This is a genomic window from Paraburkholderia sp. Ac-20342 (assembly GCF_017104985.1).
In the GTDB taxonomy this organism is placed as follows: domain Bacteria; phylum Pseudomonadota; class Gammaproteobacteria; order Burkholderiales; family Burkholderiaceae; genus Paraburkholderia.
This window is the reverse complement of record NZ_JAAGPQ010000100.1, coordinates 1-25,761: the sequence shown is the minus strand read 5'-3', so window position 1 is coordinate 25,761 and position 25,761 is coordinate 1. Positions and strand designations below refer to the sequence as shown.

The window sequence follows — 25,761 nt, the reverse complement described above, 5'->3', positions numbered from 1 at the left end:
ATCCGCCCGCGCATGGCGCGACGCCGCCGTCCGCGCCGGTTATCGCCGGCCGGCAGGCAACGCCGGCCGCGCCTTCCGCACCGCCCACCGCGCTCGCCCGCAACAAGGGGGGCAACACCAACGGCAGCAGCGCCGCCCACGGCCTCGGCAACGATAACGACACCCTTGGCGGCAGCGACGACACCTACGCGTTCAGCACGCCGAAATCGGGCCGCAGCAACACCGTGCGCCTGCTCACGGTCGCGATCGACCCGGGTCACGGCGGCGAGGACCCTGGCGCGATCGGCGGCGCGGGCACGTACGAGAAGCACATCGCGCTCGACATCGCGAAGAAGCTGCGCGCAAAGATCGACGCGCAGCCGAACATGCGCTCGATGATGACGCGCGACGCCGACTTCTTCGTGCCGCTCAACGTACGTGTGCAGAAGGCGCGCCGCGTCGGCGCGGACCTGTTCGTGTCGATCCACGCCGATGCGTTCACGACGCCCGAGGCGAAGGGCTCGTCGGTATTCGCGCTATCGGAGCATGGCGCGTCGAGCGCGGCCGCGCGCTGGATGGCGAACAAGGAAAACTCGTCGGACTCGATCGGCGGCATCAACGTCAAATCGGCCGATGCGACCGTGAACCGCGCGCTGTTCGATATGTCGACCACCGCGCAGATTCGCGACTCGATGCGTTACGGCAATTTCGTGCTGAAGGAAATCGGCGACATCAACAAGCTGCACAAGGGCTCGGTCGAGCAGGCCGGCTTCGCGGTGCTGAAAGCGCCGGACATTCCGTCGATCCTCGTCGAGACCGCGTTCATCAGTAACCCGGACGAAGAGCGGCGCCTGAACGACGACGCCTATCGCGACAGGATGGCCAACGCGATCCTGAGCGGCATCAAGCGCTATTTCGCGGCGAATCCGCCGCTCGCCAAGAGTCGCATGACGTAACGATGCGCGCGAGGGCGTGCTATCCGGTGTCACGCACGATGCAATAAAAAACGGCCATAAGGCCGTTTTTTATTGCTCGCCCGAAAACCGCGGTGCGCCGCCTGCGCCACGCCATACCGCTCGCACCGACACTCACCGCGCCGGCATCAGGCGCTGCGCGACCCAGCCGCCGAACACGTTCACCGCGAGCCCCGCCATCACGAGCAGCGCACCGGCCACCTGGATCGCCGAGAGTTGCTCGCCAAGCAGCAACGACGCCGAGGCCAGCCCGACGATCGGCACCAGCAGCGAAAAAGGCGCGACCTGGCTCGCGGGATAGCGCGACAGCAGGCGGCTCCACAACCCGTAGCCGATCAACGTCGCGATAAACGCGAGATAGACGATCGCGAAGATCGACAACGCGCTGATGCCGCTCAGCGCGGCGGCGATTTCGCGCGGCCCCTCGAACACGAACGAGGCCGCGAAAAACGGCAGCGGCGGAATCAGGCTGCCCCACACGACGAGCCCGACCAGATCGACCTTGCCGACCTTCTTCGTGACGATGTTGCCGAGCGCCCACATGCCCGCCGCGCACAGCGTCAGCACGAAACCGGCGAGCGACATCGCGTGCCCGCCTTGCAGGCCGATGACCGCGAGACCCGCAGCCGCGATCAGCAGGCCCGCGACGTTCGGCAGACGCAGGCGTTCGTGCAGAAACAGCGCCGCGAAGATCAGCGTGAAGAACGCCTGCGCCTGCAGCACCAGCGAGGCGAGCCCGGCCGGCATGCCGACATACATCGCCGAGAACAGGAACGCAAACTGCCCGAACGAGATCGTCGCGCCGTAGGCGAACAGCCAGCGCCACGGCATCTGCGGCCGCCTGACGAAAAACACCGCCGGCACCGCCGCAAGCGTGAAGCGCAGCGCGCCGAGCAGCATCGGCGGCACGCCATGCAGGCCCACCTTGATGACGACGAAATTGACGCCCCATGCGATCACGACGATCAGCGCAAGCAGCAAGTCCCTAGGCGACATCCGCGTCTCCAACATGATGGTTCGATCCGGCAGTTTAGCGGAGCCGCACCGCGCGGCGCGGCGGGATCGCGCGCCTCGCCCGCATGCGTGACGGCGCGGCGCGCGTCGTCATGTCGGCCATGCGCGGCGCGCAGTAGAATCATCGGTTCAACCCCTTCTTCCACTCCTGCGTCGAGACCGCTCATGACTTCCTCGATCAAAGCCATCCTCAAACCGCATTTGCGCGACATCGGCAATCTGGCCGTGCGGCGCGTGCTGCCGGCGATGGCGGCGCGCCTCGTCGGCCCGTTCATCTTCTTCGATCACATGGGTCCCGCGACCCTCGAACCCGGCAGCGGTCTCGACATACGCCCGCATCCGCATATCGGTCTCGCGACCGTCACGTATCTGTTCGACGGCGCGATCATGCATCGCGACAGCCTCGGCTCCGAGCAGAAGATCGTGCCCGGCGACGTCAACTGGATGACGGCGGGCCGCGGCATCGTCCACTCGGAGCGCACGCCGGCCGAAGACCGCGCGCGCGGCCAGACGATGCACGGCATCCAGACCTGGGTCGCGCTACCGCTCGCGGACGAAGAGATCGAGCCGTCGTTCGCGCACCACGCGGCCGCAACGCTGCCGGTCGTCGAGCGCAACGGCGTGACGCTGCGCGTGATCGCGGGCAACGCGTTCGGCGCGGTCTCGCCGGTCGCGACGTTCTCGGGCACGCTGTACGTGGCCGCCGACTTCACGCCGGGCAGCGCGTTCGCGCTCGAACCCGAGCACGAGGAGCGCGGCGTGTATCTGGTCGAAGGCGACCTCGAAATCGACGGCACGCCGCTCGAAGTGGGCCAGATGGCGGTGCTCGCGCTCGATGAAACGGTCACGCTCGCGAGCACGCACGGCGCGCGCGTAATGCTGCTCGGCGGCGAGAAGCTCGAAGGCGAACGCTTTATCGAGTGGAATTTCGTCGCGAGTTCGCGAGAGAAGATCGAGGCCGCCAAGCTCGCGTGGACGAATCAGGAAATGGGCCAGGTGCCCGGCGAAACCGAATGGATTCCGCTGCCGGCGCATAAGTGAAACAAGGCGGGGCGCCGATACACCGATACACCGATAGGCCGATGCGCCAATGCACCCATGCGCGCGGGCCACAGCGCGGCACCGGCAGGCGCCCTGCACACACCACTAGCCCGCGCAAACCTGCACAGTCTCGCGTGGCGCGTCGTCGCCATGCAGGCCCGCATTGAATTCGCCCGCATCGGCCCCACCTAGCCACAAACCGTTTTTATCGACGAGGACGCAATGGACACCACTCTCGCCACTTTCGAACAGGACGTTCTCGCAGCGTCGACCCTGGCCCCCGTGCTGGTCGATTTCTGGGCGCCGTGGTGCGGCCCCTGCAAGAGTCTCGGCCCGCTACTGGAAAAGCTCGAAGCCGAGGCAGCCGGCAAATGGAAGCTCGTGAAGGTCAACGTGGACGAGAACCACGAACTGGCCGCGCACTTCCAGGTGCGCAGCATTCCGCACGTGATCGCATTCGCCGACGGCCAGCCGGTCGATCAGTTCGTCGGCGTGCTGCCGGAAGGACAGTTGCGCGAGTTCATCGAGCGGCTCGTGCCGCAAGGCGCGCCGGCCGCGCGCATCGAAGCGCAGAGCGCACTCGCCGAAGGCCGCCGCGAAGACGCCTACGATCTGCTGCAAGCGGCGCTCGCGTACGACCCCGGTTTCGACGACGCGCGCATGGACCGCATCGAGCTGCTGCTCGAAGACAACCGCATCGACGAAGCGCGCAACGAAGTCGATCTGCTGTCGCCGAAAACGACCCAGGGCATCGACGCGCGCTTCAACGCGATCAAGACGCGGCTCGACGCGGTCGATGCCGCCGCGGACCTGCCGCCCACCGATGCGCTCGAAGCGCGCGTCGCCGGCAATCCCGACGATCTCGAAGCGCGCTTCGATCTCGCGAATGCGTTTATCGCGCACCGCAAATACGCGCAGGCGCTCGAACATCTGCTCGCGATCGTGCAGCGCGACCGCACGTTCCGCGACGACGTCGGCCGCAAGACGATGCTGTCGGTATTCGATCTGGCCGCGCATCAGCCGGAGCTGGTGTCGCAATGGCGGCGCAAGCTCAGCGCGTCGTTGTACTGATTAGCGCGCGACTGACGAGTGCCCGATGACCGGCGCGGTTGCGGTGAACGCCGCAACCGCGCCGGTCCGTACTGCATCGGCCTTCATCGCTTTCCATCAAACCGCAGCGCTCAAATAGCCGCCCGCGCCCTCGCCTGCTTCGCCAACTCGCGCAGCACATGCGCCGCCGCCGCAAACCCGAAGCTCGCGGTCACGCACACGCTCGACCCAAACCCCGCGCAATTCAGACCGACCGGCCCCGTGTGACCCGGCGACGTGCTCACGTGCCCGGCTTCCTCGTCGATATCGCAAACGGCCGCTTCCGGATAGATCAGCGGCTCGTCCGAATACACCGCGCTCACCTTGAACTTCGCCTTCGGCCCGCGCGGAAAGCCATGCTGTTTGCGCAACTGGCCGCGCACCTTCGACAGCAACGGGTCCTGGATCGTCAGCGCGAGATCGTCGATGCGGATACGCGTCGGATCGAGCTGGCCGCCCGCGCCGCCGACCGTAATCAACGCCTGCTGGCGCTCGACGCACCACGCGATCAGCGCGGTCTTCGTGCGCACGCTGTCGATCGCGTCGATCACGTAGTCGAAGCCGCCGCCGAGCGTCGCCGCGAAGTTGTCTGGCTCCACGAAGTCTTCGACGAGCCGCACGTCGCAATACGGATTGATCGCCGCGATGCGCTCGGCCATCGCCTCGACCTTCGGTTTGCCGTAGTTGCCGTCGAGCGCATGGATCTGCCGGTTCGTGTTGCTCTCGGCGACGTTGTCGAGATCGATCAGCGTCAGCGTGCCGAGCGCGCTGCGCGCCAGCGCCTCGGCAACCCACGAACCCACGCCGCCGATGCCGATCACCGCGACGTGGGCGCCCTCGAACGCGGCGAGCGCGTCGGCGCCGTACAGACGCGCGATGCCGCCGAAGCGGCGCGCGCGGTCGGCGGTTTCATTCGCATCGAGGCTGGTAGTAAGATCGGATTGCGCGGTGGTGCTGAACATGATGACGGGGCTCGAATACAAGGCATACACAGGCGGAACGGAAAGCGGCTTCGCGTTCGTGAAGCCGACGCGCGCGCAGCCCGTATTTTGCCTCAACGCCTTGCCCGAAGTTTCGCGTGACGTCCCGCTCCCCGAACGGGTCATGCGAAGGGGTTATACGAAGGGGTTATACGAAGAGGTCACGCGAGCAACGAAACACGGCCGGCCCGCGCCTCGCGCAACCGCTCGCGCAGGCAGGACATGCGGCGCCTGACACGCTCGTCCGCTCGCGCGCAAAAAATTGGCGCCTTAGCTATACTTGCCTGACTGTAAGCGTTCGCATAAGAACATGATCTCACTCGCCGAGCTTCGAAAAAATTATTCGCTGGGCTCTCTGGACGTCGCCGACGTCGACCACGATCCGTTCCGTCAATTCGACGCGTGGTTCCAGCAGGCGATCGACGCCCAACTGCCCGAGCCGAATGCCATGACGCTGGCAACGGTCGACCCGCGCGGCCGGCCATCGGCACGCATCGTGCTGATCAAGGGTGTCGACGAGCGAGGCTTCGTGTTCTTCACCAATTACGAGAGCCGCAAGGGCCGCGAGCTGAGCGCGAACCCTTACGCGAGCCTGCTGTTTCACTGGATCGAACTCGAGCGCCAGGTGCGCATCGAGGGCCGCGTCGTCAAAACGGACGCGGCAGACAGCGACGCCTATTTCGCGTCGCGTCCGCTCGGCTCGCGCATCGGCGCGTGGGCCTCGAATCAGAGTCAGGTGATTGAAAGCCGTTCGCAGCTCGAAGTACGTGAACGCGAAATCAGCCTGCAATATGGCGACAATCCTCCGCGGCCGCCGCACTGGGGTGGGTACCGTCTGGTGCCCGAGGCGATCGAATTCTGGCAGGGGCGGCCTTCGCGTCTGCACGATCGTCTGCTCTATACGCGCGCGGACGCAAGCGGTAGCTGGCAGATCGCCCGCCTGTCGCCCTGATCCGACGAATGATGCCGGCGGCGCCGCTTGCGTGGCGACGCGCGCCGGCCGGATTGCGTTGCGCGGCCCGCGGAATGCGCCGTGCCCTATCGCGATCCACACAAGCTTTGCTTTAAATCAACGAACACGGAGAGATCACATGTTCTGGGAGAAAAAGCTGGCGCAGTGGGTTGAAGACGTCAAAACCAAAGCGAATCTGCCTGCACGCCTCGTGCTGTGGGACGGTCAGCAGCATGACTTCGGGCGGTTCGCCGCGCCCCAGGTCACGCTGCACGTCAAGAGCGCGACCGCGCTGCCCTATCTGCTCGAACCGAGCCTCGACAATCTCGGCGAGGCGTACGTGAAGGGCAAGATCGACATCGAGGGCAAGCTGTCGGACATCATCAATATCGGCTATGAACTCGCGCGCAGCACCGTCACCAACGCGAGCAAGCTCGCGCGCGTGCGGCGCTACTTCAATCACTCGAAGGCGTCGGACAGGAAAGCGATCCAGTATCACTACGACGTCTCGAACGAGTTCTACAAGCTGTGGCTCGACGAGAACATGGTCTACTCGTGCGCGTACTTCGAGACCGGCACCGAAGACCTCGCGACCGCGCAGCTGAAGAAAATAGATCACATTCTGACCAAAATCCAGTTGCAGCCCGGCCAGCGTCTGCTCGATATCGGCTGCGGCTGGGGCGCGCTCGTGCTGCGCGCGGCGCAGAAGTTCGGCGCGAAATGCGTGGGCGTGACGCTCTCGCAAAACCAGTTCGACCTCGCCACCGCACGCGTGAAAGCGGCCGGCCTCGAAAACCAGATCGAGATTCGCCTGCAGGACTATCGCGATGTCCAGGGGCAGTTCGATCGCATCACGAGCGTCGGCATGTTCGAGCACGTCGGCCACAAGAATCTGCCGGGCTACTTCGAGAAGATGCGCGACCTGCTGGCCGACGACGGCATCGCGATGAACCACGGCATCACGTCGAGCGACGCCGACAGCGGCGAGACCTCGCTGGGCGGCGGCGAGTTCATCGACCGCTACGTGTTCCCGAACGGCGAACTGCCGCACATCAGCCTCGCGCTCGAATCGATGCAGCGCGGCGGCCTCGAACCGGTTGACGTCGAAAGCCTGCGCCGTCACTATGCGCACACGCTCGATCTGTGGGCGGAGAATTTCGAAGCGCATGCGGACGAAGCCCGCAAGCTCGTCGACGACGAGAAATTCCGCATCTGGCGCGTGTATCTGGCCGGCTGCGCGTATGCATTCGAAAACGACGACGTGTCGATCTTCCAGGTGGTGTGCCGTAAAGCCGGCCGCAGCGCGAAAAACCTGCCGTGGTCGCGCCGCTACATGTACGAAAAACCGCTGTGACCCGGCCGTGACCGGTGGGCGCCGCGGCGGGCATGAAGCGTGAAGTGAGACGCCGCGGCGCAACCTGAACAGCAGGCCGGATATTGATGGACCAGAGCGGGACGAACGAAGTTGAAAAGCCGTTGAGCGGCAACGACGGCAAGCCGGACGATGCGGCTCGCGAAGCCGCGCAGTTCGATCTGTTCGGGATGCCGGTGGATGAACCGCAGGCTGCAGTATTGCCGGTGCAGAAAGGCGGCGTGCGTGGCGCCAGGCTGACGCGTACCGCCGCGGCTGAAGATGCCGCGCCCGCAGCCTCGCTCGACAACACCGGCATCGATGCCGATGCCGCCTCACTCGTCGCCGGCTCGTCCATAGCCATAGCGGCACCCGCCAGCCCAGCAGTGTCCACCGCCCAACCCCGGCGCGCCCAGCGTACGCCAACCAGCGCCGCCTCGCTGTGGGAAGACGACACGCCCGACAACCCCGCCGCCACGGCCGCCGCGGCTGGTACGGCAGACGCACCGGACACCTCAAACACCCCGCCCGCTCCCGCCGACACCCCGAAAAAACGCCGCAGCCGCGACGTCCTCGCCGCACCGCCCTCACCCGAACTGCTCGCGCTCGCGGCGCAATTGCCGCCGCAAGTCCACCTCGGCACGTCGACGTGGTCGTTTCCGGGCTGGAGCGGCATCGTCTACGGCGACGACTACAGCAACAGCAAGCTCTCGCGCGAAGGCTTGAGCGCCTACGGCGCGCATCCGCTGCTGAAGACGGTCAGCATCGACCGCTCGTTCTACCAGGCGCTCGCGGTCACCGAATACCTGCGCTATGCGCAGCAGGTACCCGAGCACTTCCGCTTCATCGTCAAGGCGCCGATGACGATCACCGACGCCACCGTGCGTGCCGAGCGCGGCGAGCCGGTGTCGCTGAACCCGTGCTTCCTGAACGCACAGATGGCGATCGACGACTTCGTCACGCCCTGTCTCGCGGGACTCGGCGCCAAGGCCGGCGCGCTCGTGTTCCAGTTCTCGCCGCTGCCGGACTCGATGCTCGCACAGCCGGCGGTATTTATCGAGCGCCTCGCGGAATTTTTCAACGCGCTGCCGGGACTGCCCGACGGCAGCTGCTACGCGGTCGAAATTCGCGACGCGAGTCTGCTCACGCCGCGCTTCATCCGCATGCTGAAGGCGGCGGGCGTGCGCTATTGCGTCGGCATTCATGCGCGCATGCCCGACCCACTGCGTCAGGCCGCCGCACTCGCGCTGCTCGACGGCGAGCCGGCCGGTCCGCTGATCGTGCGCTGGAGTCTGCATGGCGGCTTCAAATACGAGCAGGCGAAGGCGAAGTACGAGCCGTTCAACCGGCTCGTCGACGAAGACCCGGCGACGCGCGCGTCGCTCGCCGAACTGGCCGCGCGTTATGCGCTGGCCGGCCAGCCGGTCGTGATCGCGGTCAACAACAAGGCGGAAGGATCGGCGCCGCTCAGTTGCGTGAAGCTGGCGGCGGAGATCGTCGAGGCCTGCGCGCGTCTCGCGCGGGCGCGTGAGGTGGATGGAGACGAAGCGCCGGCGCAACCCGCACGGGGCGCAAGCGAAGGCGAAGCCGGCGACGCGCGGAGTTGAACGATTTCACGCGTGCCACCGCCGTGGCTCCGTGTGAACGAACTCCGTTCATTCGCGCTGCAGACGGAAGAACTGAAGCTCCGTGCGGCTCCGTAACGCCCACCACGGCCCCAGACTCCGCTCCCCCAATCACCCCGCCTTGATCCGATGCGCGAACTTCTGCCGGAATTTCGCGACCTTCGGCGCCACCACGAACGAGCAATAGCCCTGATTCGGATGCTGCGCGAAATAGTTCTGGTGATACGCCTCGGCGGGCCAGTAGTTGCCGTCGAGCGGCACCACCTGGGTGACGATCTTGCCGTCGTAAATGCGCTCCTCGCCGATCTCGCGAATCGCCTGCAGCGCGGTTTCGCGCTGCGCATCGGAATGGGTGAAGATCGCCGAGCGGTACTGCGTGCCGACGTCGTTGCCCTGCCGGTTCAACTGCGTCGGATCGTGGATCGCGAAGAAGATGTCGAGAATCTCGCGATAGCTGATCTTCGCGGGATCGAAGTCGACCTTGACCACTTCCGCGTGGCCGGTCTCGCCGTCGCACACCTGCTCGTAGCTCGGCTGGCGCGTGTGACCGCCCGCATAGCCCGACTCGACCGCGTTGACGCCTTCGACGCCCAGATACACCGCTTCGAGGCACCAGAAACACCCGCCACCGAGCGTTGCCGTCTCGTTCATAACGTTCACCCCAGATCAGATACGGAAAAATGGACCGGTGGCCGGCGTTTTCGCCGCCGCCGAGTCCGGTATATAGGGCCGAAAACGCCGCGTAAAAGCCAGCCGAAGCGCGACGCCGCTCGCACGCCTGATTTGCGCACCCGGTCCGCGCCGGCCGCCATGCAATCGTGCCATTTATCGAGTATAGGAACGCCGGCGCTCGTCAGGGGGACAAGTCTGCGCCACGTTCACAGCAATCCTTGACGAACGACAAGCTTTTCGACGGCTCCGACGATCGTCTCGCCAGGATGCCCGGCAACGAACCCCGGTGCGCGTTTTTACTCGAGTACGCGCCGGTTTGACGACCCGCCGGCATCCGCGGCACGGCGCACGCGGCGATTGCAGTTAAAATTGGCGCAAATCGACGATTTTCACCATGACTTTCGAATCATTCGCTTCCAGCCGCACCGGCCTGCGCGTCAGTCAGGCTTTCACACGGCGCGTGCCGGGGGTTCTGCCCGAATGAAGCGCGCCAGCCCACCCAACTTCGACCAGGCCGCGTTCAAGCAGGCGCTCGGCCAGTTTGCGACCGGCGTCACCGTCATCACGACGCGCGCCGCGTCGGGCCAGTTGATCGGCATCACGGCCAGTTCGTTCAATTCGGTTTCGCTCGATCCGCCGCTCGTGCTATGGAGTCTCGCGACGCGTTCGGCCTCGATGCCGGTGTTTCGCGCCAATAGCCACTACGTGGTCAACGTGCTGGCCGCGTCGCAGCTCGATCTGTGCAAGCGCTTCGCGACCGTGAAGGGCGACCGCTTCGAAGGCGTGTCGCACGCGGCGGGCGACAGCGGCATGCCGGTGCTCGACGGCGCGCTCGCCTGGTTCGAATGCCATAACCGCAGCCGCTACGAGGAAGGCGACCACGTGATTTTCGTGGGCGAAGTGGAGCGCTGCGGCGTGCACGAAAACGCCGCCGAAATCCTGCCGCTCGTGTTCCAGAGCGGTCAGTTCCACGGCCTCAAATTGCTTTGAAATGTCCCGCCGCGCGCACCGCGCGGCGCCCCTGCCCGCTCAGCGCTCGTTGTGCGCAGCGCTATGCCCGCTGTTCTTTTTCACGAGCGAAACCGGCACGCCCGAATCTTCCTTGAGCGTCTCCAGCACGATGTTCGAGCGGATGTCCATCACGCCCGGCGCCTTGTACAGACGCTGCAGCACGAAATCCGAATAGTGCTTGAGGTTGTGCGCGAGCACCCGCAGCAGGTAATGGGTCTCGCCCGTCACGACGAACGCGCCGACCACTTCGGGCCAGTCGCGCACGGCCTCGGCGAAACGCTCGTGCCAGTTTTCCTGGTCGTTGCGCATCGACACCTGCACGAACGCCTCCAGTTCGAAACCGAGCACCTCGCGATTCAGGCACGCCCGGTAATGTTCGATGACGCCCTGCTCCTCGAGCAGACGCAGGCGCCGCAGACACGCCGACGGCGAGAGCGAGATGCGCTCCGCCAGGTCGAGATTGCTGATCCGTCCTTCCTGCTGAAGCACCGTCAAGATACGGCAATCGGTGGCGTCGAGCGAGATCGCGTTCATATTCGGTCTCCCTTTCCCGTTTGACTCAAATTATGTTCCAAGACACGGCTAAGAAGGAGATTTTTTCGCAATCACATTTCGCGGCTTGACCACTATCATTTAAAGATCGTCACCCGCCACAGAAACGGTCATGCCAACACTCTGGGACATCAGCCCCGCCGTCGATACCGCCACGCCCGTCTGGCCGGGCGACACGCCGGTCGGCATCGAGCGTGTGTGGCGCATGGAAGCGGGCTCGCCCGTCAACGTCGCGCGGCTCACGCTGTCGCCGCACACCGGCGCCCACACCGACGCGCCGCTGCACTACGACGCCGAGGGCGCCGCGATCGGCAACGTGCCGCTCGACGCGTATCTCGGTTTATGCAGAGTGATGGATTGCATCGGCGCATCGCCTGTTGTGACGCCACAACACCTGACCGGCTCGCTCGACGATCTGCCGCCGCGAGTCTTACTGCGCACTTACAGAAGCGCGCCGACCGCCGCCTGGGACAGCGCGTTCTGCGCGGTCGCACCCGATACCGTCGATCTGCTTGCCGCACGCGGCGTCAAGCTGATCGGCATCGACACGCCGTCGCTCGATCCGCAGGAATCGAAGACGATGGACGCGCACCAGCGGATTCGCGCGCATCGCATGGCGATTCTCGAAGGCATCGTGCTCGACGCGGTCGAACCCGGCGACTACGAGCTGATCGCGCTGCCGCTCAAACTGACCACGCTCGACGCGAGCCCGGTGCGTGCGGTGCTGCGCGCGCTGCCCGGCTCGCGCTGAGGCACGCCGAACCCGCGACACGACCGGCTACACGGCCAGCTACACGACCTATCAACCGACGAACCCTCCCGCCCGGAACCAACGGACCACCATGAACCATCGTGACGAAGCCGTGGCACTCGATAGCGCCGATCCCCTCGCCATGCTGCGCGACCAGTTTGCGCTGTCGCCGGCCACCATCTATCTCGACGGCAATTCGCTCGGCGTGCCGCCGGCCGCGGCCGCGCAACACGCGCAGACCGTGATCGGCGCGCAATGGACCGAGGGGCTGATCCGCAGCTGGAACAACGCCGGCTGGTTCGCGCTGCCGCGCCGGCTCGGCAACAAGCTCGCGCCGCTGATCGGCGCGGCGAGCGACGAGGTGGTCGTTACCGACACGATTTCGATCAACCTGTTCAAGCTGCTGTCGGCCGCGCTGCGGGTCGCCGATGCGCGCGATCCGCGGCGCCGCGTGATCGTCTCCGAGCGCTCGAATTTCCCGAGCGACCTGTACATCGCGCAGGGGCTCATCGAGCAGCTCGATCGCGGCTATGAGCTGCGCCTCGTCGACGATCCGTCCGAGCTGCCCGCCGCGATCGGCGACGACACCGCGATCGCGATGATTACTCACGTGAACTACCGCACCGGCTACATGCACGACATGGCCGCGCTGACGAGACTGATTCACGACCGGGGCGCCCTCGCGCTGTGGGACCTCGCGCATTCGGCGGGTGCGGTGCCGGTCGATCTGAACGGCGTCGGCGCCGACTACGCGGTCGGCTGCACCTACAAGTACCTGAACGGCGGCCCCGGTTCGCCTGCCTTCGTGTGGGTGCCGCAGCGCCACCAGAACGCATTCGCGCAGCCGCTCTCGGGCTGGTGGGGGCATCGCGCGCCGTTCGAGATGAGCCCCACGTATCGGCCGGATGACGGCGTGGGCCGCTATCTGTGCGGCACGCAGCCGATCGTCTCGATGGCGCTCGTCGAATGCGGACTCGACGTGTTCCTGCAAACCGACATGCAGGCGATCCGCAAGAAGTCGCTCGCGCTGACCGATCTGTTCATCGAACTGGTGGAGACCCGTTGCGGCGAGTTTCCGCTCGAACTCGTCACGCCGCGCGAACACGCGCGGCGCGGCTCGCATGCGAGCTTCGAACATCCGCACGGCTATGAGGTGATGCAGGCGCTGATCGCGCGCGGCGTGATCGGCGACTATCGCGAGCCGTATGTGCTGCGCTTCGGCTTCACGCCGCTGTACACGCGCTTCGTCGACGTCTGGGACGCCGTCGAGACGCTGCGCGACATACTCGTGCATGAAACCTGGCGGGCGCCGGAATTCGCCGCGCGCGGCGCCGTTACCTGAGGATCATGGAATGACCGATCACATGCACACGCCGGGCTTGCCCGAAGAGTCGCCCGCGCAAGGCTGTCCGTTCGGCCATGGGAAGACGGGCGCAACCGGCACGCCCGCCGCGAGTTCGGCGGGCTCCGCTGCGGCGGGCGCGGGTTCCACATCCACCACCGCCACCACATCCACCGCCTCTGCCACGCATTCCGCCGACACCGGCTGGCACGACGCGCAGTTCGATTTCTCGGAATCGATGAGCTACGGCGACTATCTGTCGCTCGGCAAGGTGCTCGACGCGCAGCATCCGTTGTCGCCGGATCACAACGAGATGCTGTTCATCATCCAGCACCAGACCAGCGAACTGTGGATGAAGCTCGCGCTCTACGAACTGCGCGCGGCATTGAAGGCCGTGCATCGCGACGAATTGCCGCCCGCCTTCAAGATGCTCGCGCGCGTGTCGCGGATCATGGAGCAGCTCGTGCAGGCCTGGAACGTTCTCGCGACGATGACGCCGTCCGAGTACACGGCCATGCGCCCTTATCTCGGCAGCTCGTCGGGCTTCCAGTCGTACCAGTACCGGCAGATCGAATTCCTGCTCGGCAACAAGAACGAGCAGATGCTGAAGCCGCACGCGCATCGCCCCGACATCCACGCCGAGGTGAAGGCCGCGCTCGAAACGCCGTCGTTCTACGACGAAGTCGTGCGGCTGCTCGCGCGCCGCGGCTTCGCGATCTCGCCCGCGCGGCTCGAACGCGACTGGACCCAGCCCACCGTGCACGATGCCTCGGTCGAGGCCGCATGGTTCGAGGTCTATCGCAATCCGTCCGAGCATTGGGATCTGTACGAGATGGCCGAAGAACTCGTCGATCTCGAAGACGCGTTCCGTCAGTGGCGCTTCCGGCACGTCACGACGGTCGAGCGCATCATCGGCTTCAAGCAGGGCACGGGCGGCACGAGCGGCGCGTCGTATCTGCGCAAGATGCTCGACGTCGTGCTGTTCCCTGAACTGTGGCACGTGCGCACGATGCTCTAACCCGACCGCTCGTTCCGGCGGCTCCGGCAAGCCCTGCGCGCAGCCTTCACCGCGCCGTATAGCCGCCGTCGATCGGCAGGCATACGCCGCTGATCATCGACGCCGCCTCGCTCAACAGAAACAGGATCGGCGCGGCGACTTCGGCGGATTCGGCAAAGCGCCGCAGCGGGATCGCCTGCAAGGCCGGATCGCGTTTGGCGGGATCGCTCCAGGCCAGCACCGCCATCGGCGTCAGCGTGACCGTGGGGTTCACGCTGTTCACGCGAATCCCGCTCGGCCCCAGCTCGACGCACAGCGCGCGCGTCGCCGCATCGAGTGCGGCCTTCGAGGCCGAATAGCTCAGATGATCCTCAAGCGCGACGAGCGCAGCCTGGCTCGATACGTTGACGATGCTGCCCGCGCGCTGCGCCGCGAGCATCGCGCGCGCGACGTGCTTCGCGACCAGCACCGCACCGCGCGTATTAACGGCCATCACGCGATCGAAGCTCGCGGCCGTAGTATCCACCGCGCGTTCGAGCAACGCGATGCCCGCGCAATTCACAAGACCGTCGAACGGTTCGAGCGAGGCGAAGGCGTCCTCGATCGCGGCTTCGTCGCCGACGTCGAGCGCGAGAGGCTCGCAACCGGTTTCCTCGGCAAGCCGCGCGAGTTCGCCGACGTTGCGCGCCGCCGCGACAACCGACGCGCCGCTCGCGCACAAGGCTTCGACCGTGGCGCGGCCGATGCCGCTCGATGCGCCCGTCACGAGAATCGAGCGGCCGGAAAAATCGAAAGTAGCGTTCATGATGATTGCAAGCGATGCATGACCGGCTTCAAGACCGGATAGAGGTCTACGTACACGCCGAAGCGCTGCTGATATAACGCCATGCGCCGCGCGTCGGGCTGCGCGCGCTCGATCAGCGTGACCCAGCCGCCCTGCGCCGCTTCGCGCGACACGAGGCCCACGCCGACCGCCGCGAGCCGCGCGGCGCCCATCGCGGCTTCGACGTCCTGCTCGATCGTGTAGACCGGATAGCCGGTGATGTCGGCGATGATCTGCATCCACAGGTCCGAATGCGCGGCGCCGCCGACCACGATCAGTTTGTCGTCGAGCGATTGCGCGCCTTTGCGTCCCGCCTCGATGTTGTGCTTCAGCGCGAACGACACGCCTTCGAGCACCGCGCGATACAGATGCGCGCGCGTATGAAAGAGCGACAGTCCGACGAACGCGCCGCTCGCTTTCGCATCCCACACCGGGCTGCGCTCGCCCATCAGATACGGCAGGAACAGCACGCCGTCGGCGCCGGCCGGCACCTGCGCGGCGGCTTCTTCGAGCAGCCGGTGCGGATCGCCATGCGGCGTCGCGCGCGCGGCCTCGATCTCCGCATGACAGAACTGCTCGCGATACCACGCGACCGACGCACCCGCCGTGATCGCGCCGCCGAATACATAGAGATCCTGCTGGCCGTTGAAAACATGCGGCATGCTGACCAATCCGTGCCGCGCGTCGACCTGCTGGTTGATATAGCCCCAGCACATGCTCGTGCCGATCATCGCGACGTGCTGCCCCGCGCGCGTGACGCCGGCGGCGAACGTCGCCATGGCCGCATCCACGCCGCCCGCGACGATCGGCGTGCCCGCTTCGAGCCCGAGCTGCGCGGTCCATTGGGACAGCAGTCCGCCCACCACGTCCGACGATTCGACGAGGCGATCCGGCATCATCGTCGCGGGAATGCCGAGCATGTCGAGCGCTTCGTCCGACCAGTCGCGCCGCGCCATGTCGTAGACGCCGCCGATATTGCCGGCCGAACTGTGATCGACCGCGACCTCGCCGGTCAGCAGATAAATCACGTAAGCATTCGGCGGCAGGAAATAGCGCGTATGCGCCCATACGTCCGGCTCGTTTTCGCGCAGCCACAGCATCTTCGTGTAGCCGTAGTAGCTATCCACGCCATTGCCGGTGATCGTGTAGAGCCGGTCGAGATCGACGTTCTCGCGCACCCAGTCGACCTGTGCGGTCGCGCGCCGGTCCATCCAGATCAGGCAGGGCGCAAGCGGCCGCATGTCGCTGTCGACGGGAATGCCCGAGCCGCCGTACAGGCTGCTCACGCACAGCGCCTTGATCGAACTCGCGGCGACGCCGGCCGCCTTCGCCTCGCTCACGCAGGCGGCCACGCATTCGACCACCGCCTTCAGCCACACCGCGGGCCACTGCTCGGCCCACAACGGTTTCGGCGTGTCGGGCTGATAGCCCGACGCATGCTGCGCGACGATCGCGCCGTGCTCGTCGACGAGCAGCGCCTTCGTGCTCTGCGTGCCGATATCGACGCCGATGACGTAGTTCATAGAGTCTCCGTTGATGGGCCGCGCGCCACGCTCAGGCGCGCGGCTTCAGCAGCACCTTGATCGAATCGAGCGAGTTCGCGATCTTGATCGCCTCGTCCCATTCTTCGAGCGAGAAGCCATGCGTGACGATGCCCTTCGACGTCACGAGCCCGCGCGCGAGCAGATCGATCGCGATCGGATAGCAGTACGGCCCGAGATGCGCGCCGCGCACGTCGAGCTCCTTGCGATCGCCGATCACCGACCAGTCGAGTGTCGTGTCGGCACCGAACACCGAAAATTCGACGAAACGCCCAAGCTTGCGGATCAGGTCCATGCCCTGATTCACGCCGATCGGCGCGCCGGTCGTTTCAATATAGACGTCGCAGCCGTATCCGTCAGTGAGCGAATGGATGATCGCAAGCGCGTCGTCTTTCTTCGGATTGATCGTCACGTCCGCGCCGTATTCGCGCGCCAACGCCAGCCGCTCTTCGACGAGATCGATCACGACGAGCTTTTTCGGCGTCTTCAAATGCGCGACCTGGGTCATCATCAAACCGAGCGGCCCCGCGCCCGCGATCACGACCACGTCGTCGAGCTGCACGTCGCCGCGATTGACCGTGTGAATCGCGCAGGCCAGCGGCTCGATGATCGCGGCGTCTTCGAGCGAGATGCCGTCGGGAATCTTGTGGACGATCGCGGTCGGCGGAATACGCATGTACTCGGCCATGCCGCCGTCCGCGACCTCGCGCTGAAAGCCGAAGATGTTGTGCACTTCGCACATCCAGTACTGGCCGGATTTGCAATAGCGGCACTTGCCGCACGGCACGATCTGCTCGGCGATCACGCGCTCGCCCTTTTGCACACCAAAATGCTCGGCCGCGCCTTCGCCGAGTTCTTCGACATAGCCGAAGAATTCGTGGCCCGGAATCACCGGCGCCTTGACCCACGGGCTCGGGCCGCCCCAGAACATCTTCGCGCCCGAGTGGCACTTGCAGTCGCTCGCGCAGATGCCGCACGCGGCGATGCGAATCACGAGTTCGTGCGCGCCAGCACGCGGCTTCCGTACCTGTTCGACGCGATAGTCTTTCGGTGCATGACAGACGATGGCGGTCATGTTCGGCTTGTCGGATTGAGTCGTCATTGCATGGTCCTGCGAAAAAGTGGGGAAAAGGAAGCGTTACTTTCTGCGGTCGCGGCTGATATAGATCGCGAGCAGAATGATTCCGCCCTTGATCACGTTCTGTACGTACGGATTCACGCCGACCATGTTCAGGCCGTTGTTCAGGACGCCGAGTAAAAGCGCGCCGATCAGCGTGCCGATAATCGAGCCGCGTCCGCCCGAGATCGACGTGCCGCCCATCACGACGGCGGCGATCGCGTCGAGTTCGAAGCCGACGCCCGCGTTCGGCTGGCCGCTCATCAAACGCGCGGTCAGCACGATCGAGGCGAACGCCGACGTCAGGCCGGCGATCGTGTAGACGAACAGCTTGACGCGCGCGACGCGCACGCCCGAGAGCCGCGTCGCCTGCTCGTTGCCGCCGATCGCATAGACGTAGCGGCCGAACGGCATGCGTTCGAGCAGCACCCATGCGATCACGTAGATCACGGCCATGATGACGACCGGTGCCTGGATGCCGAGAACCTTGCCGCTGCCGAAGAAGCTGACCCAGTCGGGCAGGCCGTCGATCGGATAGCCGCCCGTGTAGATCAACGCGAGGCCGCGCGCGATACCCATCGTCGCGAGCGTGACGATGATCGGCGGCATGCCTGCGAACGCGACGAAGAAGCCGTTGGCCGCGCCGAAGCCGAGACCGACGGCGAGACCCACCACGAGCGCGGCCACCGCGTTCATGCCGGCCACCATAAGACCGGCCGCGAGCGTGCCGGAGAGCGCCATCACCGAGCCGACCGACAGATCGATGCCGCCCGTCAGGATCACGCAGGTCATGCCGACCGCGATGATCGCGTTAATCGACACCTGGCGCAGCACGTTCTCGATGTTCGCGGCGGAGAGGAAGCTGTCGCTCGCGAACACCATGACGATGCAGACCACCAGCAGGCCGACGAACGGATAGAACAGCGTCGAGCGTTTCAGCGCGGCCCAGCTGAAGCGCGCGGGTGCGCCCGGCGTATTGCCCGCAACGGTCGAGGTCTCGGGCGAAGAAGAAGGATTAGGCGTGTTCATGAGCAGCTCCAAGCGAACCGGCGGTCGCGTAGGTCATCACGGCATTCGAGTCGATCGAATCGCCTTCGAGCATGGCTTCGATGCGCCCCTGCCGGAACACGGCGACGCGGTCGCACATGCCGACGATCTCCGGCAGTTCGGACGAGATCATGATGATCGAGTAGCCGCGCGCGGTCAGTTCGCGCATCAGCAGATAGATTTCGGCCTTTGCGCCGACGTCGATGCCGCGCGTCGGTTCGTCGAAGATCAGGATGTTGGTGTGGTGATTGAGCCAGCGCGCGATCACGACCTTCTGCTGATTGCCGCCCGAGAGCGTCGCGACTTCGGTGTGCATGGTCGGCGCCTTCACGCCGACGCGCTTCATGATGTCGGCGGTCGCGCGCGCCTCGCTGCGCTGGTCGATAAAGAAACGCAGCGAGCGGTACTTGCCGAGGTTGTTGATCGAGATGTTCTGCCTGATCGAGAAGTCGGTGATGAGCCCTTCGGTCTTGCGGCTTTCGGGCAGGATGCCGACACCCGCGCGCAACGCATCGGCCGGATCGGCGAGCTTCGCGGCCGCGCCGTTCACGCGAATCTCCTTCACGTAGGCCGGGTCCGCGCCGATCACCGCGAGCGCGGTCTCGGTGCGCCCCGAGCCGACCAGTCCCGCGAAGCCGAGTATCTCGCCCTCGCGCAGCGAGAAACTCAGCACCGGGCTGTCTTTCAGCAACTGCAGGCGCACGACGTCGAGCACGATCTTCGCATCGGCGCGCGGCGGCGGCTTCGGTGGAAAGCTGCTCTCGATGCGGCGCCCCACCATCATCTGCACGAGACGGCTCACGTCCGATTGCGCGACCTCGGTCATGCCGACGTACTGGCCGTCGCGCAGCACCGTGATGCGGTCGCACACTTCGAAAATCTCTTCGAGGTGGTGCGAGATGAAGATCATCGCCACGCCCTGCTGCTTCAGTTCGCGCATGATCGTGAACAGATGCGCGGCTTCGGCGGGTGTCAGCGTCGCGGTCGGTTCGTCGAGAATCAGGATGCGCGCCTCGAGCGACAGGGCCTTGCCGATTTCGACGAACTGCTGCTGCGCGACCGACAGTTCGCGAATCGGCACCGACAGATCGATCGCGACGCCGAGCCGCGCGAAAATCTGCGCGGCCGCGCGGCGCATCCTGCCGCGTTCGAGCATGCCGAAGCGGGTCCGCATTTCGCGGCCGAGAAAGATGTTCTCGACCGCATTCAGATACGGAATCAGGCTGAACTCCTGAAACACGATACCGACACCGGTGGCCACCGCGTCGTGATAGTTCGCGAAGTGGCGCGCCGTGCCGTCGATCGTGATCGTGCCTTCGTCGGGCTGATAAATGCCGCACAGAATTTTCATCAGCGTCGATTTGCCCGCGCCGTTCTCGCCGAGCAGCGCATGAATCTCGCCGCGCGCGATCTCGAGGTGAATGCCTTGCAGCGCCTTCACGCCAGGAAAGCTTTTGCTGATGTTGTCGAGCTTGAGAATCGTGTCCATCGCGTGTTCCTCTGCCGCGCGCCGCCGCGCATGATGCTCGCGCGCGGCGGCTGCGGCCTGCATTACCAGCTGAATTACCAGCTGAAACCCTTCGCGTTGCTCTTGTCGATCAGCTTCACGTCGACCGGAATCGTCTTCGGCACATTGGCGCCCCACTTTCTCGCGAGCGCGATGCCGAGCGCGATGCGCACCTGATCGGCCGGGAATTGCGCGGACGTCGCGACGAATTTCGAATTCGGCTTCTGGATCGCGGCAATCGCTTCGGGCGCGCCATCGACGCTGGTCAGCTTGATGTCCTTGCCCGACGATTCGATCGCCGAGAGCGAGCCCATCGCGCCGCCGTCGTTGACGCTGAACACGCCCTTCAGATTCGGATGCGCCTGAATCATGTTCTCGGTCACGGTCAACGCGGTCGCGCGTTCCTGCTTGCCGTTCTGCGTATCGACGAGCTTCACGCCGGGCGACTTCGCGAGTGCCGCCTTGCAGCCGCGCACGCGTTCGAGAATCGGCACGACGGGAATGCCGTCGAGAATCGCCACTTCGCCGCTGCCGCCGATCGACTTCGCGAGGTAATCGCACGCCATCAGGCCCGCGTCGTAGTTCTTCGAGCCGACGAACGAATCGACCGGACCGTTCGCATTGGCATCGACCGCGACAACCACGACGCCCGCTTTCTTCGCCGAGGTCACGGCCGACTGGATGCCGGTCGAGTCGGTCGGATTGACGAGCAGGATGTCGATCTTCTTCTGCAGCATGTCCTCGACGTCGCTGACCTGCTTGCTCACGTCGTGATGCGCGTCGGTCACGACCACGGTCGCGCCGATCGACGCGGCCGCATCGTTCAGTGCCTTCTGCATCGTCACGAAGTACGGGTTATTCAGTTCCTGGAACGTCATGCCGATCTTGAGCGGCGCGGCCTGCGCGGTCTGCGCGGCCGACATCGCAACGAGCGAGAGGCCGACTGCGAGCGCCGCGACGCGGCGTGCAAAGGTCATCGACGACGGCAACGATTTCGACTGGGATTTCGACTGAAAAGCAGCTTGCTTCATGGTTGTCTCCATTTTTTTGAAGTGAGCACGTCCTGCGCGCTGTGGGTTCGCACAGCGCGACGCGTGTTGAAAAACAGGTGGACTAAAACAGCGGACTACATAAACGGACTAGATAAATTGACTAGGTGAGCGGATACGCGGTGCCGTTTTTCGGCAGGCCCGGCGCAAGCACGATCGCCGGCGCGTTGTCGATACCCCGGCCGCACGCGGCCGCTTCCTCGGAGGCATCGCGGCTCGCGTCGTTCAGTTGCTGATAGCGGCGAAACGTCGACGGCGCCATGCCCTTCACCGCGAGAAACTGCCGGTTGAAATTCGACAGATTATTGAAGCCCGCCTTGAAGCAGATGTCGGTCACGCTCAGTTCGTCGTCGGTCAATAACTGGCACGCGAGATTGATGCGCATGCGGTTCACGTACTGCACGAACGGCAGCCCGGTATGGCGGCGGAAATAGCGCGAAAACGCGCTGACGCTCTGGCCCGCGAGCTGCGCGAGTTCCGATTCGCGTAACTCGTTCGCGAGGTTCTTGCCGATATACGCGAGCACATGGTTGATACGGGTCGCCGCGAAGCTGGTCGGATCGGCCTGATAAGCAGGGCTCGCGAGCGTCTCGCGGTCCTGCGCGTTCATCAGGATCTCGAGCATCGACATGAACAGCACGAGCCGGCGCAGGCCGCGCGCGGCGAGCAGTTCGAGAAAGAGCGGCTTGATCTGCGCCGAGGTCTGCGGGCCGTACGACAGGCCGCGGCGCGCCTCGGCAAGCAGCGCCTCGACCTGGCGCCACTCCGGAAAGCTCTCGAGACAGTTCGACACGAATTCCTGGCCGAACTGCACGACCAGATTGCGCTGCGCGACGCTCTCGCCCTCGGGCACGTCGCTGACCCAGTTGTGCGGCAGGTTCGGGCCCATCAGCACGAGATTGCCCGGCGCGAAGCTGCTGATGTGATCGCCGACGAACATCTTGCCGGTCGTCTCGACGATCAGATGAATCTCGTATTCGGGGTGAAAGTGCCAGCGCACCGTGCGATACGGATAGCCATGCGACCACGCCTTGAACGATTCGTCGCGACGGACGGCCACGACCTCTAGATCAGGTTGCACTGTCTGCCTCCATGAGAGCGGCCCATTCGAGGCACCGCCGATCTTGATCTTGTATAGCGAAAAGTACCCGCCAAACGCACGGGCGACCACTTGAAAAGAAACCGCAGACCGATACTTTTTTGCATTCGGGTTAGCCCCGAGGCCCAAAAAGTCAAATTTGATGCAATGCAATAGCGATGGCGCAGCGGTTTTTTCCAGCCGGCGATGCGGTCATGAACGAACGCACGGCATGCCATGCCGCGCTGCGCCACGAAAACCCGTCGCCCTCGCCTTGACTTTCGTTTCGCCCGGTACGATCATTCGCTCACACATAGAGCAAATGCTCCCTATGCACGAAACGCGCGCACCGAGCGCCGCGGACAAGGCGTCGAGCATCCATCTTGCATGGAACCGGAGACATACATGAACAGCGGGCAAGGCAGCGGCGCGGCCGCACACGTGATCCTGCACATCGGCGCGGGATCGTTTCATCGCGCGCATCAGGCGTGGTATCTGCATCGGCTCAACGAAGCCAGGCTACCGGACGAGCCGCGCTGGTCGCTCGCGGTCGGCAATATTCGCGGCGACATGAACGCGGTGCTCGACGCGCTCGCCGCGCAGAACGGCGTCTATACGCTCGAAACCGTCACGCCGCACGGCGAGCGCGCCTACGAGACGATCCGCTCGATCGAGCGCGTGCTGCCGTGGAGCGAAAGCCTCGGCGGGCTCATCGAAGCCGGTGCCGATCCGGCCTGCAGGATCATCGCGTTCACCGTGACCGAAGGCGGCTATTACCTCGACGAACACGACCGGCTCGACACCGCGAACCCCGATCTCGCCGCCGACCTCGCGGGCGGCCACACGACGATCTACGGCGCGCTCGCGGCGATTCTCGACGCGCGCATGAAGCGCGGCGCGGGCCCCGTCACGCTGCAAACCTGCGACAACCTGCGCAGCAACGGCGAGCGCTTTCATGCAGGCATGAGCGAGTTTCTCGCACGGCGCGGCGCGACCGAACTCGCGCAATGGTTCGACGGCCACACCTCGTGCCCGTGCTCGATGGTCGATCGCATCACGCCGCGCCCAACACCCGACGTGCGCGAACGCGTGCTGGCCGCGACCGGCGTCGACGACGCAAGCCCCGTGATGGGCGAGGCGTTTATCCAGTGGGTGATCGAGGACCGCTTCATCGCGGGGCGGCCCGCCTGGGAGAAGGTCGGCGCGGAACTCGTCGATTCGGTGCTGCCGTACGAGGAAGCGAAGATCCGCATTCTCAACGCGCCGCATAGCTGCATTGCGTGGGCGGGCACGCTGGTCGGCCTGAACTACATCCATGAAGGCACGCTCGACGCCGACATTCACCAGTTCGCCTACGACTACGTGACCGAGGACGTGATTCCGTGTCTCACGCCGAGTCCGCTCGATCTCGCGCGTTATCGCGACGTCGTGCTCGAACGCTTCAGCAATCCGCACATTCTCGACACGAACCAGCGCGTTGCCGCCGACGGTTTCTCGAAGCTGCCCGGCTTCATCGCGCCGACGCTCGCCGGGTGCTTCGCGCGCGGCGTCACGCCGGCCGCGACCGCGGTGCTGCCCGCGCTGTTCTTCCGCTTTCTCGAACGCTGGCACACGGGCAAGCTGCCCTACGCGTATCAGGACGGCGTGATGGACGAGAGCGTCGCGCACGGCTTCTTCACGGCCGCCGATCCGCTACGCGCATTCGCCGCCGACCGGCTGCTGTGGGGCCGCATGGCGCAGACGCCCGAACTCGAAGCGGCGCTCGCGGGTGCGCTCGCGCGGGTCGACGCGTGGCTCGCGAAACGCGGCGCGGCATGAAAGTGGCCTGAATGCTGCATGAGCGCAGCGCGGCCCGCACGAGGCCGCGCACACGCTTCCGCGCCGACCCCGACGCACGCGCTGCCAGGCTTAATGCCCATGACAGCGCGCGCGATGTGCGGCTAAAGTAGCGCATCCCCAACGACTCAGGTTTCGCGCCCATGTACCTCGGCATCGATCTCGGCACGTCCGAAGTGAAAGTTCTGCTGCTTGCGTCCGATGGACGCGTGATCGGCACCGCAGGCTCCCCGTTTACGGTTTCGCGTCCGCATCAGCGCTGGGCCGAGCAGAATCCCGCGGACTGGTGGGCCGGCACGCGCGCGGCGCTCGGGGCATTGCGCGCGCGCCATCCCGACGAATTCGCGCAGATTCGCGGCATCGGCCTGTCGGGCCAGATGCACGGCGCGGTGCTGCTCGATGCGCAGGACAACGTGCTGCGTCCCGCGATTCTCTGGAACGACATGCGCAGCGACAAGGAATGCGCGGAACTGACCGAGCGCGCGCCCGAGTTGCACAGCGTCGCGGGCAATCTCGCGATGCCCGGTTTCACCGCGCCGAAGCTGCTGTGGGTCGCGCGCCACGAGCCCGAAATCTTCGCTAAAACCGCCTGCGTGCTGCTGCCGAAGGATTACCTGCGTCTGCAACTGACGGGCGGCAAGGTGTCCGATCCATCGGATGCGGCCGGCACCTTGTGGCTCGATGTCGCGAAGCGCGACTGGTCCGACTCGCTGCTCGCGGCCTGCAACATGACGCGCGCGCAGATGCCGGGCCTCGCCGAAGGCAGCGCGCCGTCGGGCACGCTGCGGCCCGAAGTGGCACGCGAATTCGGCCTGAGCGACGCCCCAAACGAGGGCGTGATCGTCGCGGCCGGCGGCGGCGACAACGCGACGAGCGCGATCGGCATCGGCGCGACGCAACCGGGCGACGGCTTCGTCTCGCTCGGCACCTCGGGCGTGCTGTGCGTGGTCGGCGACAGCTTCCGGCCGAATCCGGCGTCCGCCGTGCATGCGTTCTGCCACGCGATTCCGGACCGCTGGCATCAGATGAGCGTGGTGCTGTCGGCGGCGAGCTGTCTGCGCTGGGTCTGCAAGCTCACCTCGACCGACGAACCGACGCTGCTCGCCGAAATCGAGGCGCTGCCCGCCGAGGCGCTCGCCACCGCGCCACTGTTCCTGCCGTATCTGTCGGGCGAGCGCACGCCACATAACGACCCCTACGCGCAAGGCGTGTTCTTCGGCATGACCCACGCGACCGACCGCGCGCTGCTCGGCTATGCGGTGCTCGAAGGCGTGACGCTCGCGCTGACCGACGGCCTCGACGCGCTGCGCGCGGCCGGCACCGAGGCGAAGGTGCTGTCGCTGCTCGGCGGCGGCGCGCGCAGCGACTACTGGGCCCAGCTGCTCGCCGACGCGCTCGACACCGCCACGGTCAAGCACGGCGGCGGCGAGACC

Annotated in this window: 23 protein-coding genes; 12 read left to right on the top strand and 11 right to left on the bottom strand. The window is 65.5% G+C overall.

The features are described from left to right. The coding region (locus G3N58_RS28805; RefSeq protein WP_206000884.1) for an N-acetylmuramoyl-L-alanine amidase at positions 1 to 935 on the top strand (935 nt) is incomplete at its 5' end. 132 nt (positions 936 to 1,067) lie between these two features. Here G3N58_RS28805 and G3N58_RS28800 read toward each other — a convergent pair. After that, positions 1,068 to 1,949, bottom strand: a complete 882-nt coding sequence (locus tag G3N58_RS28800; protein ID WP_167040986.1) for an EamA family transporter — start codon at positions 1,947 to 1,949, stop codon at positions 1,068 to 1,070. 183 nt (positions 1,950 to 2,132) lie between these two features. Here G3N58_RS28800 and G3N58_RS28795 point away from each other — a divergent pair, with 183 nt between their 5' ends. Together G3N58_RS28795 and trxA are read left to right on the top strand one after the other, a co-directional pair. Beyond that, complete coding sequence (locus G3N58_RS28795) at positions 2,133 to 3,008, top strand: pirin family protein (RefSeq protein ID WP_167040984.1); 876 nt, start codon at positions 2,133 to 2,135, stop codon at positions 3,006 to 3,008. A gap of 222 nt (positions 3,009 to 3,230) precedes the next feature. Next, positions 3,231 to 4,079 carry a thioredoxin gene (gene trxA, locus G3N58_RS28790; RefSeq protein WP_167283997.1) on the top strand — a complete coding sequence of 283 codons (849 nt, stop codon included), beginning with the start codon at positions 3,231 to 3,233 and terminating at the stop codon, positions 4,077 to 4,079. Positions 4,080 to 4,189: 110 nt separating this feature from the next. Here the strand turns inward: trxA and tcdA are convergent, their stop codons facing one another. Then, a complete protein-coding gene (tcdA, locus tag G3N58_RS28785) occupies positions 4,190 to 5,059 on the bottom strand; it encodes a tRNA cyclic N6-threonylcarbamoyladenosine(37) synthase TcdA (RefSeq protein ID WP_167283996.1) in 870 nt (289 codons plus the stop codon). A 328-nt stretch (positions 5,060 to 5,387) separates the two neighbouring features. Between tcdA and pdxH the strand changes: the two genes are divergently transcribed. From pdxH to G3N58_RS28770, 3 genes are all read left to right on the top strand, one after another. After that, entirely contained in the window at positions 5,388 to 6,029 is a 642-nt protein-coding gene (gene pdxH / locus G3N58_RS28780) for a pyridoxamine 5'-phosphate oxidase (RefSeq protein WP_167283995.1), read from the top strand. Positions 6,030 to 6,168: 139 nt separating this feature from the next. Further along, positions 6,169 to 7,383: a cyclopropane-fatty-acyl-phospholipid synthase family protein gene (locus tag G3N58_RS28775; protein ID WP_167040972.1), complete on the top strand. Its 1,215-nt coding sequence runs from the start codon at positions 6,169 to 6,171 to the stop codon at positions 7,381 to 7,383. An 86-nt stretch (positions 7,384 to 7,469) separates the two neighbouring features. Continuing rightward, entirely contained in the window at positions 7,470 to 8,987 is a 1,518-nt protein-coding gene (locus G3N58_RS28770) for a DUF72 domain-containing protein (RefSeq protein ID WP_206000883.1), read from the top strand. A gap of 129 nt (positions 8,988 to 9,116) precedes the next feature. Here G3N58_RS28770 and msrA read toward each other — a convergent pair whose 3' ends face one another. After that, a complete protein-coding gene (gene msrA / locus G3N58_RS28765) occupies positions 9,117 to 9,656 on the bottom strand; it encodes a peptide-methionine (S)-S-oxide reductase MsrA (protein ID WP_167040966.1) in 540 nt (179 codons plus the stop codon). A gap of 501 nt (positions 9,657 to 10,157) precedes the next feature. Between msrA and G3N58_RS28760 the strand changes: the two genes are divergently transcribed. Beyond that, the gene (locus tag G3N58_RS28760) at positions 10,158 to 10,667 is read left to right on the top strand and encodes a flavin reductase family protein (RefSeq protein ID WP_205989887.1); all 510 of its coding nucleotides are present in this window, start codon (positions 10,158 to 10,160) and stop codon (positions 10,665 to 10,667) included. A 39-nt stretch (positions 10,668 to 10,706) separates the two neighbouring features. On the opposite strand, the gene G3N58_RS28755 is transcribed toward G3N58_RS28760, so the two are convergent. Next, the gene (locus G3N58_RS28755; protein WP_167040960.1) at positions 10,707 to 11,222 is read right to left on the bottom strand and encodes an Lrp/AsnC family transcriptional regulator; all 516 of its coding nucleotides are present in this window, start codon (positions 11,220 to 11,222) and stop codon (positions 10,707 to 10,709) included. 130 nt (positions 11,223 to 11,352) lie between these two features. Here G3N58_RS28755 and kynB point away from each other — a divergent pair, with 130 nt between their 5' ends. From kynB to kynA, 3 genes are all read left to right on the top strand, one after another. Then, positions 11,353 to 11,991: an arylformamidase gene (gene kynB, locus G3N58_RS28750; protein WP_206000882.1), complete on the top strand. Its 639-nt coding sequence runs from the start codon at positions 11,353 to 11,355 to the stop codon at positions 11,989 to 11,991. Between the two features lie 91 nt (positions 11,992 to 12,082). Next, complete coding sequence (gene kynU / locus G3N58_RS28745) at positions 12,083 to 13,333, top strand: kynureninase (protein ID WP_167283992.1); 1,251 nt, start codon at positions 12,083 to 12,085, stop codon at positions 13,331 to 13,333. A gap of 10 nt (positions 13,334 to 13,343) precedes the next feature. Next, positions 13,344 to 14,351 (top strand): tryptophan 2,3-dioxygenase, encoded by a 1,008-nt coding sequence (gene kynA / locus G3N58_RS28740; protein ID WP_206000881.1) that lies wholly within the window; start codon positions 13,344 to 13,346, stop codon positions 14,349 to 14,351. Between the two features lie 46 nt (positions 14,352 to 14,397). Here kynA and G3N58_RS28735 read toward each other — a convergent pair whose 3' ends face one another. The 7 genes from G3N58_RS28735 to G3N58_RS28705 form a co-directional block, all read right to left on the bottom strand. Next, positions 14,398 to 15,135, bottom strand: a complete 738-nt coding sequence (locus G3N58_RS28735) for an SDR family oxidoreductase (protein ID WP_206000880.1) — start codon at positions 15,133 to 15,135, stop codon at positions 14,398 to 14,400. Then, the gene (locus G3N58_RS28730) at positions 15,132 to 16,676 is read right to left on the bottom strand and encodes an FGGY-family carbohydrate kinase (RefSeq protein WP_206000879.1); all 1,545 of its coding nucleotides are present in this window, start codon (positions 16,674 to 16,676) and stop codon (positions 15,132 to 15,134) included. Before G3N58_RS28730 ends, G3N58_RS28735 begins: the two co-directional genes overlap by 4 nt. Positions 16,677 to 16,707: 31 nt before the next feature. Continuing rightward, positions 16,708 to 17,796 (bottom strand): alcohol dehydrogenase catalytic domain-containing protein, encoded by a 1,089-nt coding sequence (locus G3N58_RS28725; protein WP_167040940.1) that lies wholly within the window; start codon positions 17,794 to 17,796, stop codon positions 16,708 to 16,710. 36 nt (positions 17,797 to 17,832) lie between these two features. Next, positions 17,833 to 18,840, bottom strand: a complete 1,008-nt coding sequence (locus G3N58_RS28720; protein WP_206000878.1) for an ABC transporter permease — start codon at positions 18,838 to 18,840, stop codon at positions 17,833 to 17,835. Beyond that, complete coding sequence (locus G3N58_RS28715; RefSeq protein ID WP_206000877.1) at positions 18,827 to 20,347, bottom strand: sugar ABC transporter ATP-binding protein; 1,521 nt, start codon at positions 20,345 to 20,347, stop codon at positions 18,827 to 18,829. The genes G3N58_RS28720 and G3N58_RS28715 overlap by 14 nt, the downstream gene beginning before the upstream one ends. A 74-nt stretch (positions 20,348 to 20,421) precedes the next feature. Further along, complete coding sequence (locus G3N58_RS28710) at positions 20,422 to 21,342, bottom strand: substrate-binding domain-containing protein (RefSeq protein WP_241017269.1); 921 nt, start codon at positions 21,340 to 21,342, stop codon at positions 20,422 to 20,424. 175 nt (positions 21,343 to 21,517) lie between these two features. Next, positions 21,518 to 22,495, bottom strand: coding sequence for an AraC family transcriptional regulator (locus G3N58_RS28705; RefSeq protein ID WP_167040927.1), 978 nt, complete (start codon positions 22,493 to 22,495; stop codon positions 21,518 to 21,520). Positions 22,496 to 22,897: 402 nt separating this feature from the next. Between G3N58_RS28705 and dalD the strand changes: the two genes are divergently transcribed. After that, the gene (gene dalD / locus G3N58_RS28700) at positions 22,898 to 24,310 is read left to right on the top strand and encodes a D-arabinitol 4-dehydrogenase (RefSeq protein WP_205989881.1); all 1,413 of its coding nucleotides are present in this window, start codon (positions 22,898 to 22,900) and stop codon (positions 24,308 to 24,310) included. A 161-nt stretch (positions 24,311 to 24,471) separates the two neighbouring features. Beyond that, the coding region (gene xylB / locus G3N58_RS28695; RefSeq protein WP_206000875.1) for a xylulokinase at positions 24,472 to 25,761 on the top strand (1,290 nt) is incomplete at its 3' end.